13 protein-coding genes are annotated in these 12,491 nt (G+C 62.9%); 6 read left to right on the forward strand and 7 right to left on the reverse strand.

Translation table 11 applies throughout. From position 1 onward, the window contains the following. Positions 1-4 precede the first annotated feature (4 nt). Positions 5-997: an AraC family transcriptional regulator gene (locus tag B3P22_RS09925; RefSeq protein ID WP_296270853.1), complete on the reverse strand. Its 993-nt coding sequence runs from the start codon at positions 995-997 to the stop codon at positions 5-7. Positions 998-1,154: 157 nt separating this feature from the next. On the opposite strand from B3P22_RS09925, the gene B3P22_RS09930 reads away from it, so the two are divergent. Together B3P22_RS09930 and B3P22_RS09935 are read left to right on the forward strand one after the other, a co-directional pair. Next, the gene (locus B3P22_RS09930) at positions 1,155-2,051 is read left to right on the forward strand and encodes a TauD/TfdA dioxygenase family protein (RefSeq protein ID WP_275545809.1); all 897 of its coding nucleotides are present in this window, start codon (positions 1,155-1,157) and stop codon (positions 2,049-2,051) included. A 103-nt stretch (positions 2,052-2,154) separates the two neighbouring features. Then, positions 2,155-2,634 (forward strand): VOC family protein, encoded by a 480-nt coding sequence (locus B3P22_RS09935; RefSeq protein WP_197856139.1) that lies wholly within the window; start codon positions 2,155-2,157, stop codon positions 2,632-2,634. Positions 2,635-2,642: 8 nt separating this feature from the next. On the opposite strand, the gene B3P22_RS09940 is transcribed toward B3P22_RS09935, so the two are convergent. Together B3P22_RS09940 and B3P22_RS09945 are read right to left on the reverse strand one after the other, a co-directional pair. Further along, positions 2,643-3,128, reverse strand: coding sequence for a hypothetical protein (locus tag B3P22_RS09940; RefSeq protein WP_296270854.1), 486 nt, complete (start codon positions 3,126-3,128; stop codon positions 2,643-2,645). A 203-nt stretch (positions 3,129-3,331) separates the two neighbouring features. Continuing rightward, on the reverse strand, positions 3,332-4,072 hold the full coding sequence (locus B3P22_RS09945; RefSeq protein WP_296270855.1) for a substrate-binding periplasmic protein: 741 nt from the start codon (positions 4,070-4,072) through the stop codon (positions 3,332-3,334). Between the two features lie 192 nt (positions 4,073-4,264). Between B3P22_RS09945 and B3P22_RS09950 the strand changes: the two genes are divergently transcribed. Then, positions 4,265-4,711, forward strand: coding sequence for a MerR family transcriptional regulator (locus tag B3P22_RS09950; RefSeq protein ID WP_275545812.1), 447 nt, complete (start codon positions 4,265-4,267; stop codon positions 4,709-4,711). A 56-nt stretch (positions 4,712-4,767) separates the two neighbouring features. Here B3P22_RS09950 and B3P22_RS09955 read toward each other — a convergent pair whose 3' ends face one another. After that, positions 4,768-5,787 (reverse strand): acetoacetate decarboxylase (ADC), encoded by a 1,020-nt coding sequence (locus tag B3P22_RS09955; protein ID WP_275545813.1) that lies wholly within the window; start codon positions 5,785-5,787, stop codon positions 4,768-4,770. A gap of 222 nt (positions 5,788-6,009) precedes the next feature. Between B3P22_RS09955 and B3P22_RS09960 the strand changes: the two genes are divergently transcribed. Further along, the gene (locus tag B3P22_RS09960) at positions 6,010-7,239 is read left to right on the forward strand and encodes an NADH:flavin oxidoreductase/NADH oxidase family protein (protein ID WP_296270856.1); all 1,230 of its coding nucleotides are present in this window, start codon (positions 6,010-6,012) and stop codon (positions 7,237-7,239) included. Positions 7,240-7,242: 3 nt separating this feature from the next. On the opposite strand, the gene B3P22_RS09965 is transcribed toward B3P22_RS09960, so the two are convergent. Continuing rightward, a complete protein-coding gene (locus tag B3P22_RS09965; protein WP_296270857.1) occupies positions 7,243-8,010 on the reverse strand; it encodes an MBL fold metallo-hydrolase in 768 nt (255 codons plus the stop codon). A gap of 96 nt (positions 8,011-8,106) precedes the next feature. Between B3P22_RS09965 and B3P22_RS09970 the strand changes: the two genes are divergently transcribed. Together B3P22_RS09970 and B3P22_RS09975 are read left to right on the forward strand one after the other, a co-directional pair. Continuing rightward, a complete protein-coding gene (locus tag B3P22_RS09970; RefSeq protein ID WP_296270858.1) occupies positions 8,107-9,063 on the forward strand; it encodes a GlxA family transcriptional regulator in 957 nt (318 codons plus the stop codon). 218 nt (positions 9,064-9,281) lie between these two features. Beyond that, a complete protein-coding gene (locus B3P22_RS09975; RefSeq protein ID WP_197856145.1) occupies positions 9,282-9,455 on the forward strand; it encodes a hypothetical protein in 174 nt (57 codons plus the stop codon). 299 nt (positions 9,456-9,754) lie between these two features. Here the strand turns inward: B3P22_RS09975 and B3P22_RS09980 are convergent, their stop codons facing one another. Together B3P22_RS09980 and B3P22_RS09985 are read right to left on the reverse strand one after the other, a co-directional pair. Continuing rightward, complete coding sequence (locus B3P22_RS09980; RefSeq protein ID WP_296270859.1) at positions 9,755-11,800, reverse strand: pyridoxamine 5'-phosphate oxidase family protein; 2,046 nt, start codon at positions 11,798-11,800, stop codon at positions 9,755-9,757. Between the two features lie 53 nt (positions 11,801-11,853). Continuing rightward, positions 11,854-12,480, reverse strand: coding sequence for a glutathione S-transferase family protein (locus B3P22_RS09985; protein WP_296270860.1), 627 nt, complete (start codon positions 12,478-12,480; stop codon positions 11,854-11,856). Positions 12,481-12,491: the final 11 nt, after the last annotated feature.

Genomic DNA, 12,491 nt, shown 5'->3' on the forward strand with positions numbered 1-12,491 from the left:
GCGCTCATGGCTCCTCGCTGTGGCGCTGCCAGCGACTCGGCGGGTAGCCGGTCCAGCGGCTGAACGCCCTGGAAAAGCTGGCCGCCTCGGCATAGCCCAGGCGCTGCGCGATGGTGTGCAGATCAAGGCGCGAATCAGCCAGCAAACGCTTGGCGAGCTGTTTCTTGATCTGTTCGTTCAACTGCTGGAACGCATGTCCCTCGATTGCCAGCCGACGGTGCAGGGTGCGCTCGGAAATGCCCAGGCGTTCGGCCACGATGCGGCATGGAAGCAACTGGCCGGACTGCCCGATCAACACCCGTTGCACCTGCCGCGCGGTGGGCGACTTATGTAACTGGTGGGATATTTCCTGACATTGCAATTCACACAACTGCTCGCCTTCGAGCCGCGCATCGATATGCGCCTGCGGCAATGGGCTGTGCAAGTCCTCGCTGGAGAACAGGACGCCATCACGTCTGGCTGAACGAGTCGGCACGCAGGGGAACGATGGGTGCCAAGCGCCAAATGCCTCAGGCGCGGTCATTTCCACGGCCAGCGGGATCACCTGGCGTTTCAGCAACTCCGAACTGATGCTCAGGCAAGCGGCAATACCACGTTCGACGACGAAAGCGCAGGCGTCTCTGGGCAGAACGCTGGCGTCGAACAGCAGCCAGGTACCACGCCGTTCGTGTTCCAGGCGGGTGGGGCAAAGGGTCAACGCCATCAACTGGAATCGGCTGAACGAGTTGAACGCCTCGATCAGCGTTCGGCTCGCCAGCATGGTGAAACCGAGCACGCCAAGGGATGTCAGGTGGTAACGGCTGCCGGTGATGAAGCCCAAGCCAGGGCGGCGACTGTGCTCGAGCAGGTTGCGAATGACTGCAAGCTCCTGCCAGGCCTCGATCTGCGCGGCGCTGGCCTGCAGATCGAGCGAGGCGATGGCGCTGCCTTTCAAGCAGACGTCCTTCGCCACGCCTTCTGCCTGTGCCGTCTCCAGCAAGTAGCGAACGCCAGTCACCGAACGTTTCTGTCGCCAGTCCATTTTGCAGGCCCTCAGCTCGCTGGCGCCGCGCGAATCGTGGCAGCAGAGATCATGAAATGGCAGTAATTATCATGGAGCCTGCCAATCGCTCAACCCATGCTGTTATCACCTCGATCGCGGAGACAACAACAAAATGAGCGAATTTATCTACACGTTGCCCAGCGCCAACCCGCACACTCACTACCAGCATTTTTGCGCCATACCTGCCACTGGCGCATTGGGCGCATATGTCGAAGGCATCGATCTGCGCGCCCTGAGCGCGGAAGGCTACGCCGAGTTGCGCCAGGCCTTGCTGCGACACAAGGTGCTGTTCATTCAGGGGCAATCTCTGGGCGTAAGCGATCTGGAGCGAGTGACCACGCAGTTCGGCGAGTTTGGCCGCGAGCCTTACGTCACCTGCATGCAGGAACATCCGCATGTGGTACACGTCGTCAAGGAAGCGAGTGAGAAGGCACCCTTCGTGTTCGGTGGGGCCTGGCATACCGACTGGACCTTTCAGGAACGGCCGCCGGCCTTCACCCTGCTCTATGGACACGATGTTCCAAAGTATGGCGGCGATACCTGCTTTGCGAACATGGCACTCGCCTACGAGTGGCTCTCCCCCGGCATGCAGGCCTTGCTCGAAAGGCTCGACGCACAGCACAGCCCGGAACGCGCCTATGGTGCCAACGCCAATCACAACGCACTGCTGGAGAACATGCAGATACGTTATGGCCAGGACACCTCCGGCGAGGCCCGCAACCATCCGCTGGTGATCCGCCATCCGGAAACCGGCAAGAAGATCCTGTTCATCAACCCGGCCTATACCTGCGGCATCGAAGGACTGCGGGCAGCGGAGGCGCAACCGTTGCTCGAGTATCTGTTCAACCTGGCGGTGTCCCCTGCCTTCACCTGCCGCATGCAATGGCGCCAGGGCACATTGGCGATCTGGGACAACCGCAGCACATGGCACATGCCCGTATCGGACTATCACGGCATGCGACGTGAAATGTTCCGTACCACAGTGATCGGCGAGCGCCCTTCTCGCTGAGATGCCAGGCCCAGTCGGCGACAGGGCCTGAACCTGTCGCTGACGCGGCCTGCCCCGCGACTCCGGTCTAGACTGCTGAATCACCCCGGCGAGGAGATTGAGGATGACCAGCAAGAACACCATATGCCTCTGGTACGACCGCGACGCGCTGGAGGCTGCAACCTTCTACGCCGAAACCTTCCCCGACAGTGCCGTGCTGGCCGTGCATCATGCGCCCGGCGACTACCCATCCGGCCAGCGCGGCGATGTGCTGACGGTCGAGTTCAAGGTGATGGGCATCCCCTGCCTCGGCCTCAACGGCGGCCCGGCGTTCCGGCACAGCGAGGCGTTCTCCTTCCAGGTCGCCACCGACGATCAGGCCGAGACGGACCGCCTCTGGCACGCGATCATCGACAACGGCGGCCAGGCCAGTGAATGCGGCTGGTGCAGGGACAAATGGGGCATCTCATGGCAGATCACGCCGCGTATTCTCAGCGCTGCCATTGCGAGCCCGGACCGTGCAGCGGCCAGGCGCGCCTTCGAGGCAATGATGACCATGGGCAAGATCGACATCGCCAGGATCGAGGCAGCGCTGAAGGGCTGATCGACCGTTCAGGCGCGGGCGTTCTTCTTCTGAAGGATCACCGAGGCCTCGTTGTAGGCGCTCTGGAAGGCTTCGCTGCTGATCCAGGCCACTGCCGCGTCTTCGTCGTCCTCGTGGAAGATGGCGCGATAGACGATCAGCAGGCCCATCATGAAATCGGTCGCGGCGTCCTCGGATTCCTCGGCGACCACCAGTTCCAGCACCGGATATTGCAAGAACACCAGGCACAGGGCGAGCAGGCTGATGCCCTCCGCAGCCTTCATCGTCTGGAACAGATCATCGAAATGCGCCGGGTCGAAGCCGTTCTCTTCGATGTCCTTGAAATCGAAGGTGCTGAGGTCGATCTCGACATCATCGAACGGCTCGTCGATCAGCGGGTTGGCCAGGATCGGATGGACGACATTGGCCTCCGGCCTGGGCTTGCCCATGCGGTTCTGCCTGGCCTTGGTCTTGGCCCGCTGGGCACGCTTCTTCTGTTTGTCTGCGGAGGCCATGGGGCGGTTCCTCGTAGGGGTGGCCATGTGCATGGCTGGAAATGATCAGGTGCACATTGTATGCAGTCACGCAGGACCTGTCGGCAAGAGTCTGTACGTGCAGGGCCAGAGCGACGATCGCGCGTTGATGCGAAGCGGCGTGGCTCTGGCCGATAACGCTCTTATCGCCTTTTGCGAGCAGAGCCAAATGAGCCGCTCAGGGCCTATCGCCTCTCGTAATGCTGCTGGATACGTGCCAACTCGCCGGAGCGCCGCAGTTGTTCGAGCGCCTCGCTCCAGGCGGCAACCAGCGCATCGTCACTGTCACGGCTGAAGGCGATGTACAGCGAGGACCGATACAGCTCGATGGGGATTGGACGCAGCATACCGGGCGCGATGCCGAGCTGGCGGCTGTAGTAGGCCACGCCGGCATCGGTATCGCCCACTATCACCTCGGTACGACCGGCCAGCAGCATGCTGTAGAGCTGCTGGCTTTCCACTGCGCTCTTGTCGAGGTTGTTGAAGCCCATCGACTCCAGCATGCTCGGCACCAGGCCTGCGTGCCGCGTGGTGATGCGCGGAGCACGCAGCAGCTGTTCCAGAGACGTTATCGGCCGCGGCGCATTGGCCAACTGATAGGGATGAATGGACTCCTCCACGATCGGTCCCACCCACTTGTACAACGGCTCGCGCTCCTGCGTGCGAAACAGCGAATACATGATGGTCCGAGGTTGGGTCCGCAGCGTGCGGGTAGTGCGCATGCTTGGCTGCAAGACGATTTCGAACTCGTCGCCGGTCAAGGCCATGATCGCCCGCACGATTTCCGTGGACATGCCGGTGAGCTGGCCGCCTTCCGCATAGTTGTAAGGCGCCCACTCTTCGGTGATCACTCGATAGCGTTCAGCGCTAGCCAGAGGGCTGAGTAGCAGGCAAAACAGGGCCGCGGTAAATCTCGAACGCTTCAAAGGGTCTGCCTGATGAACGGGTCATTGCTGGCCGGTGGAGCCTGGCCATGAGTCAGACAAGCATAGACGCCAACAAGCACGGGCTGCCGGAGGCATTCGCCATAAATTGTCGTCGGCGCCGACCATGCCTGGCTCGGGCCCAAAGCTTAAAGTTAAGCTACAGGTTTACAGCCTTTGGCGAAGACAACAGCGATGAAAATTGGTGAATTGGCAAAGCGTACCGGGCTGGCAGCCTCACGTATTCGTTTCTACGAAAGCATCGGCCTGCTCAGGCTGGCGGAGCGCCAGGCCAACGGTTACCGCAGCTATCCAGAACAGGCAGTGCTGGTGCTCAACCTGATCACTACCGCGCAGCAGGCCGGCTTTAGCCTGGACGAGCTGCGCACACTGCTGCCGCAGGATCTGGCGCAGTGGCAGCATGGCAAGCTGCTCGACACCCTGCACGCCAAGGTGAACGACATCGAGGCGCTGGAGGAGCGCTTGGCGCAGAGCAAGGGCCACCTGCTGGCGCTGATCGACGAGATCGAGAGCAAACCGGACGACCTCGATTGCGCGGCCAACGCCAGGCGAGTGCTGGCCAAGATGAACCTGGGCGAGCCGAACAAGCCAACCAGGCGCACGGGCAGCAAGCGCAGATAAGGCCGCCGTTTGCAGGAGCGGCCTGTTCAGCCAGCGAATGGCCGCTGCTCACCGGTTCAGCGCGACATCTGTGCCAACGGCTTGGGCGCGTAGAGCGCGCTCTGAAAGTCCGGCACGTATTCATACCTGATCATCTTGCCCAGCTTCAGCGACTCGATGTAGGTCGACAGGCTGCCCGCGCCGAGCGCCAGGCTCACCTTCTGCCCGTCCGAGCTCGCTGCATGGCGCATCTGCCGGGAAACGGCGTAGCCGAAAGCAAGCTCACCATCGTGTCCGATATTGGTGAAGCTGTTGGTCACCAACTCAGGTTCGGTAGATGCATCAGCGAGTTTCTCCACCTCGAAGGTAACGTCAAGCTTGCCGGTGTCGCCGTCGGCGATCTCGAAGACGAGACTCTTGTCGGTCTCGCGATAATCGATGGGCGTCAGCCACTTCGGCAGGTTGTAACCGACCACACCACGCACGCGCGCCAGCTCGGTGTTGACCGGCAGCTTGAGCACGTACCCCCAGAAGTCCTTGGACAGCGACTGCCCGACCAGACTGATGGGGCCCAGGTTGGCATTGCCGGGCCTGTTGGTCACGATGGACAGGGCAATTTCGTTGTAGCTGTCATTGTCGCAGTAGTGATAGGCGTAGGCGGTAAAGGCGACCAGCCCGCGGCCAGGCCAGATCTGCAGCGGCTGCACCTGCTCCAGCACCTGCGCCGGCATCAGCTCGCGAAGCCTGTCGAGGTCGGCGGTGAATACCGCGGTGACGCGTGTGTTGCGGTAATAGAAGTTCGGCGAGTAAGACTCAAAGCCCATGTCCACCTTGGTTTTCTTCAGGCCGCGGAACCAGCTGAGATCGATATCCGGCGCCTCGTCCGCGATCACAGACAGCGGGGGATTGGAGTGGAAACGGTGGTAAAGCCCGCCCGCTTCCACCGGCACCGAATGGCCGGCGATATCGACCGTGGCAGCGTGCGCATCGGCCTCCTGTGCCCAAGCGGGCATGGCCACGAGGTTGAAGATCATCCCGGCCAGCACCGCAGTGCGCTGGCGTCTTAGACGTTTAGTAAGCTCGGCAATCTGCTTCATCGTTCTTATCCGCGTTGAGGAATTCATAGGCTCCCTGCTCCTCGGAAGGTCTCCGAAGGGCAGACGCGGCAACCCTAAGGTTAAATAGAACTTCAAGGTCAAGCAGTCGAATCAAGTAGATTGTTTCAAAGCGGTAACATGCCGAAGCGAGAACAAACGCCCGTTGACATTAAAGTGAACTTTAAAGTTAAGGTCAGCGCGTCTTCAGCCGAGGAAGCACCCATGACCCTGTTCGATCCCCTTGTCCTGCCCAATGGCTCGATCATCCCCAACCGCCTCGCCAAGGCGGCGATGGAAGAGAACATGGCGGATAGCGAGCACGCGCCATCCGAGCACCTGATGCGCCTTTACCAAGGCTGGGCCGAGGGCGGCGCCGGCCTGCTGATTTCCGGCAACGTGATGGTCGACAGCCGCGCCATGACCGGCCCCGGTGGCGTGGTGCTGGAAGACGAAGCGCAGCTGGCCAGGTTCGAGCGCTGGGCTTCTGTCGGCCGTGCCAAAGGCGCGCAGTTCTGGCTGCAGATCAACCATCCCGGCCGGCAGATGCAAGCCAACCTGGGCCAGCCGACCTGGGCACCCTCTGCGGTGCCGTTGGAGCTGGGCAACCTGTCCAAGCGTTTCGCCACGCCGCTGGCGATGAACGAAACAATGATCGCTGAAGTGATCCAGCGCTTCGCCCACACGGCACAGCTCGCCGAACGCGCAGGTTTCAACGGTGTGCAAATCCACGCCGCGCATGGCTACCTGCTCAGCCAGTTCCTCTCCCCCTTGAGCAACCTGCGCAGTGACCAGTGGGGCGGCTCGCTGGAGAACCGCGCGCGCCTGCTGCTGGAAATCGTCAAGGCGGTGCGTGCTGCGGTGGTGCCCGGTTTCGCCGTGGCGGTCAAACTCAACTCGGCCGACTTCCAGCGTGGCGGCTTCAGCGCCGACGACGCACAGCAGGTGGTGCGCCTGCTCGACGGCCAGGGCGTGGACCTGGTCGAGTTGTCCGGTGGCAGCTACGAAGCGCCAGCCATGCAGGGGCAGGCCCGCGACGGCCGTACCCTGGCGCGCGAAGCCTACTTCCTGGAGTTCGCCCGCGAGATTCGTGCCGTGGCGAGCATGCCGATCATGGTCACCGGCGGCATCCGCCGTGCAGCGGTGGCGCAGGAAGTGCTGACCAGCGGCATCGAGATGGTCGGCATCGGCACGGCCCTGGCCATCGACCCGAACCTGCCGCGTGACTGGCAGCTCGGCCTCGGCAGCGCTCCCCAGCTGCCGCCGATCACCTGGAACAATAAGGTGCTGGCCTCTCTGGCCAACATGGCACTGGTCAAATATCAGTTGCGCAAGTTGAGCCAGGGCCAAGGCACCCAGCCCGGCGTAGCCCCCTCATGGGCACTGTTGACCCAGCAAGTGCAGGACATATTCAGCGCTCGCCGATATCGGCGCTGGATGCAGCGACGCCACTGATACTCAGAAAGCCAGCACCTCACCATCCTGCGGAATCAGCAGCTCGACCTGTGCGCGGGCAGCGGCTTCGGCCAGCGCCACGCGGCTGACCGGACAGTGACTGATGGCTTCCAGATGATTGGCCACCACAGCCGCGCCGCTCAACCGGGTGAACTCGATCACCTCGTCGATGCCCATGATGATGTCGCCGCCCAGGTCGAAACGCGCGCCACCTGCCGGCACCACAGACACGGCTGGCCGGTGCTCGCGCACACAAGCGCGCACCTCGTCGGTAAGCAGGGTGTCGCCGGCCAAGTAGAGGCTCGGCTCACCCGGAATCTCGATCAGAAAACCGACACCGTGCTCCATCAGGCGCCCGACGACTCCCCGACCGTGAGTGCAGCGGACGGTACGGATGCGTCCGCCAAGAAAGGGACCGGGGAGATCATGCTCCGGCAACAATGGCTGGACATTCAGGCCACGCTGGCGCAGATGGTCGGCATCATGCGGGGTGCAGATCACCGGAATCTGTCGCTCGCGTAGCCAGCGGGTACCGGTACGATCCAGATGGTCGAAATGCCCTTTCTGGCAATGCGTGATCAGGCAATGGGTGACCGACTCAAGCTCGGCCCAGGCGCCGTTTGGCAGCTCCACCAGCGGGTTGCGCTGGCGGGCGCCGAACAGACGCAGCGGCGGCAACGCGTCCCGCCGGGCCAGCATGGGGTCGACCAGCACTCGATGCTGACCGAATTCGACGATGATGGTGGCGTTGCGCAGTTGCCGGATTTTCATGAAAAGCCCTCGAGTTCTGAGAGCTCCATGCTGCCTATCCGCCCCAGGAACAATAATGGCAGTATTGGACATCTTTGATTCATTTCAGGCCATCCAATGCGCATTGGTTTGCTGCTGTTTCCCGAGTGCATGCCTGCCGGGCTGCTGGCTTTTGCCGATTTGCTGCATGCCGCCAATCGCCGGAGCGCAACAGCACTGTTCGAGGTTCGTTATATCGCCGAGCAGGCCGGGCCGGTGCAGTGCGCCCATGGCCCTGTACTGCAGGCGCACACTGGCCTCGACCCACGCACGCTGGATGCCGTGCTGGTCCCCGGTTTCTGGGCTGAGTCGGCAGAGCAGGTCGATACGCTGCTGACGCGCAATGCCACGCTGATCAAGGCGCTTTCGGCCGCCGGCAAGCGCATCCAGCTATGGAGTTACTGCACGGGTGTCGGCCTGCTCGCGGCCAGCGGTCGACTCAACGGTCAGGCAGCGACGGTAACCTGGTGGCTGGCGGACGTGATGCGTGAGCGCTTCCCCCGGGTTCGCTGGCAAAGCGAGAGCAGTTGCGTGTTCGCCCAGCGCGTGGCCACCGCCTCCGGGGTGAACGGTTACCTGCCCATCGCTCAGGGAGTCATCGAGCGTCATGTCAGCGAGGACGTGTTCAAGGACCTCAGCCAGTTGATGGTGCTACCCCGCCCGGCTGTGCCCCACAGTGCATTTCAGGGCGCCAGCCTGATGCAGCAACCGGCGGGGCTGTTGCGGCGCCTGCATACCTTGATCGAGCAGACGCCTGCCGAACAGCTGACCGTGCAGAGCCTGGCCGACAGGCTGGCGATGTCCGAGCGCACCCTGGCGCGCAAGGTGCGGGCGGAAACCGGCGAGGCCGTGGCGAGCTACGCCAGGCGCATCAAGCTCTATCAGCTCAGTGAACGCCTGGCCATGACCTCGACGCCTCTCGGTACGCTGAGCGCTGATCTGGGTTTCAGCAGCCCGGCCAATCTGCGGCGCATGTTCAAGGCACTGACCGGGCTGACACCTGCGCAATATCGCCAGCAGCATGGGCGTCAGTAATCCGGGGGGACCGGAAACGGTGTTTTCGGTGCCTAATCACCGCCAAATATTTCAAGATAATTCAAAACGTCCCGAACAGGAAACGACACAACAAAAATCACGTTGTTCGTTGCATAAAAGGAACAGTCCTTTGCCAAACCAGCGGTTTAATTAGCTTGCTAACGAGGCGTATAAACGAAGTGCGACATAACGCCGCATCCGCATTTCGAGGAGACAGCATGAACGTGATCGTGCATGAACGTGACAGCGAACATCTTTCCCGTGAGGCCCGCGCCATGGGGACGGTGGTCTGGGATGTGCTTCAGAATGGAGAGCTGGTAGGCATCTTCCCGTCGCAGGACGAAGCCAACGCCTACCGCAAAGCGCTGGAAGACGCGCAAGCGCAAGGGTAAGCAGAGGCTGTTGCCGTTTCGCGCGAAACGGCAACAGCTTCACCGCATTGCTCACTGCGCCCGAACACCGATATCGCCAGCACGCCAACCTCCCCCGCAATAACGCTAAGCCTCCGCCAGAGCCCGGCGCCGCCTGAACTGCCCACCGGCACCTCACATCCGTGCAACAGCTTCGACGTCAGATAGCCCGGCTCGATTTCCACGTAGTCATGCGCCCTGAGGGCGATGCGCGAATCACTCGATTCGGCATCAGGCCAGGCGTAACGGGCGTAGGGTCGAATGCTCATTTCCCAGCCCTCTTACAGATCAAGCACCAGAGGTTGCACACCATCCTCGCCCTGTGCCGGCACCGCGCAGCAGATCAACACACCGCCGTCCTGTGGCAATTCGGACGGAGGGTTGGGATAGTGCACCTGCCCGCTGACCAGGCGCGTCTTGCAGGTGCCGCAGGAACCGCCGCGGCAACTGAACTCGGGCGTCAGACCACGGCTTTCAGCCAGCTCCAGCAGGCTGCCGCTGTCCGGCGTCCAGCGCGCCTCCTTGCTCGAAGCGCTGAAATGCACCGGCACCGGTTCGCTCGCGGCGGGCGGCTGCTCGAGGGCCGTCACCTGGCCATCGGTACGGCGCGTGAGCGTCGAGGGGCCGAACGCCTCGGCATGGATGCGCTCATCGGCGACATTGAGATCGCGCAGGCCATCGTAAATCGCCTGGGTAAAGGCGGCGGGGCCGCACAGGTAGAAGTCGTAATCGTCGAACGACAGTGCCGCCTTGATCTGCGCCAGGCCGATACGTCCCTGCTGCTCGTAGTCGCGGCCCACTACAGCGTCAGCCTCCGGCGCGCTGAGGGCGCGGTGCACCTGCAACAGGCCGCCCGCGCGCTGCACCAGCTCGTGCAGCTCGGCCTGGAAGGGCAGATCACGCAGCGTGCGCGCACCCTGAAAGAAATGAATGCGCCTGCCCTGCCCCAGCGCCACCTGTTCACGCAGCATCGACAATAGCGGCGTGATACCGACACCGGCGCCGATCAGCACCAGCGGCCGGCGGCTTTCGCTGTTCAGGATGAAGCTCCCCAATGGCGGGCGCACGTCCAGCACATCACCCACCTGAACCTGTTCGTGCAGATGCCGCGACACCACGCCCTGCGCCTTGACGCTGATGCGCAGCTGACCGTCCGACGGCGCACTGGACAGGCTGTAGGTGCGCAGCAGGGTTTCGCCCGCAGCGGTGGTGATGCGAATGGGCAGGTGCTGACCGGCAGCGAAATTCGGGGCGGCGCCCGTTTCCGGCGCCAGCACGAACGAGCGAATATCGGCACTCTCCTGCTGCAGGCTCTGCACACGCCAGCGCTGCCACTGATTGCGCTGCTCACGCTCGCGCAGGCGCGCGGCGGTTTCCGCCCAAGTGCCGGTCATCAGGCTGGTCGGTGCATATTCCTCGAAGGCCCATCGCAACGAGGTCGCCGCGGGGCGTAGCACCACCTGCTCGACGTCGAACGTCCACAGCCGCTCGGCGCCCTCGAAGACTTTGATCAACGGGCTGTCGAGGATGATCTCGGCGCGGCCACCCAACTGCAGCACATCGCCCGTGGCGAAATCGACGAACAACAGGCCGGCGCGCGGGTTAACGCGGAGGTTGCCCAGGGTATTGAAGAACAGGTTGCCGGCGTAATCGGGAATGGTCAGGCGATTGCCCTCCACTCGTACGAAACCCGCTCGGCCGCCCCGGTGGGAAACATCCACCGAACGACGACCATCGTCGTGTTCGACGTAACTGGCGACGAAGAAGGTGTCGGCGCCTTCGATCAGCGCACGAGTGCGTGCATCCAGCTCCGTTGAATCCAAGCGCTCGCCGCCCCGCTCGGACACACGGCGGTACTGGCGCAGCTGGATGTACTGCGGGCAATTGCCGTAGGAATGCTCCACGGCGATCTCCAGGCGTTGTGCCGAAGCCTGGCGAATCTGCCCGTTGATGCGATTGCGCCGCCGTGTGTGCAGCTCGATGCCGAGCAGGCCAATGGCCTCGCCCGCATGCAGGCCACTGCTGGCCGGGTCGAGCGGATCGAGCGCCATGGCGGCCAGATCGAACGACAGCTGACGCGAGTCGGGCGAGGTGACGAAGCCCTCCTCGCCTTCGATCAGGGTGGCCCAGGGTTGTCCCGAACCATCGACGGCAGCGGCGATCATGAACGGCAACTGGTGGAAGAACTCGCGATGCTGATCCGGCATATGGTCGCGGATCACCTTCTGCCCGAGCACCTCCATGCGCTCGGCAACGCCGACCTTTTCCTGCAGTTGTCTTTCACCGGCGTGCCAGGGCGACTGCCGATGGCTGGGAAGCTGTTGCATGTTCTGCCCTCCACGAAAGCGGCCGCCGGGCGATCCCGGCGACGGTCAGTGACTCAGGCTTGCAGGCCGGCAGCGGTACGCGGCATCGGCACGAAACCCGGCAGCGCCTCGATGCGTGCCAGCCAGGCGCGAATGTTCGGGTAGGGCTCCAGCGACACATTGCCCTCCGGCGCATGGGCGATATACGAGTAGTTGGCGACGTCGGCAATGCTCGGTTTATCGCCGGTCAGAAATGGGGTTTCGCTCAGCTCGCCTTCCATCACGGTGAACAGCGCATGAGCGCGGTTGATCACTTCTTCGGCGTTGAACGAGTAGCCGAACACGGTGACCAGGCGCGCTGCAGCGGGGCCGAAGGCCACCGGACCGGCGGCGACGGACAGCCAGCGCTGCACACGGGCCGCAGCGGCCGGCTCCTGCGGCAGCCAATCATCATTGCCGTAGCGCTTGGCCAGGTAGAGGAGGATGGCGTTGGAGTCGGCGACGACGGTGCCGCCGTCATCGATCACCGGCACCTGGCCGAAGGGGTTGAGGGCGAGGAACTCCGGGGTCTTGTGCTCGCCCTTGGCCAGGTCGACGAAGATCAGCTCGGTGGGCAGCTGCAACAGCAACAGCATCAGCTCGGCACGGTGGGCGTGACCGGAGCGGGGAAAGTTGTACAGTTTGATGGCGGGACGGGACATGGCGATGACTC

The organism is Pseudomonas sp. UBA6323, from assembly GCF_002439135.1.
In the GTDB taxonomy this organism is placed as follows: Bacteria; Pseudomonadota; Gammaproteobacteria; order Pseudomonadales; family Pseudomonadaceae; genus Aquipseudomonas.

Bases quoted from the DNA above. Each gene is read 5' to 3' on its own strand.
- B3P22_RS09935 (WP_197856139.1), top strand. From the start codon at position 2,155: ATGACCAGCAAGAACACCATATGCCTCTGGTACGACCGCGACGCGCTG.
- B3P22_RS09930 (WP_275545809.1), top strand. From the start codon at position 1,155: ATGAGCGAATTTATCTACACGTTGCCCAGCGCCAACCCGCACACTCAC.
- B3P22_RS09940 (WP_296270854.1), bottom strand. From the start codon at position 3,128: ATGGCCTCCGCAGACAAACAGAAGAAGCGTGCCCAGCGGGCCAAGACC.
- B3P22_RS09960 (WP_296270856.1), top strand. From the start codon at position 6,010: ATGACCCTGTTCGATCCCCTTGTCCTGCCCAATGGCTCGATCATCCCC.
- B3P22_RS09975 (WP_197856145.1), top strand. From the start codon at position 9,282: ATGAACGTGATCGTGCATGAACGTGACAGCGAACATCTTTCCCGTGAG.
- B3P22_RS09980 (WP_296270859.1), bottom strand. From the start codon at position 11,800: ATGCAACAGCTTCCCAGCCATCGGCAGTCGCCCTGGCACGCCGGTGAA.
- B3P22_RS09985 (WP_296270860.1), bottom strand. From the start codon at position 12,480: ATGTCCCGTCCCGCCATCAAACTGTACAACTTTCCCCGCTCCGGTCAC.
- B3P22_RS09955 (WP_275545813.1), bottom strand. From the start codon at position 5,787: ATGAAGCAGATTGCCGAGCTTACTAAACGTCTAAGACGCCAGCGCACT.
- B3P22_RS09950 (WP_275545812.1), top strand. From the start codon at position 4,265: ATGAAAATTGGTGAATTGGCAAAGCGTACCGGGCTGGCAGCCTCACGT.
- B3P22_RS09965 (WP_296270857.1), bottom strand. From the start codon at position 8,010: ATGAAAATCCGGCAACTGCGCAACGCCACCATCATCGTCGAATTCGGT.
- B3P22_RS09970 (WP_296270858.1), top strand. From the start codon at position 8,107: ATGCGCATTGGTTTGCTGCTGTTTCCCGAGTGCATGCCTGCCGGGCTG.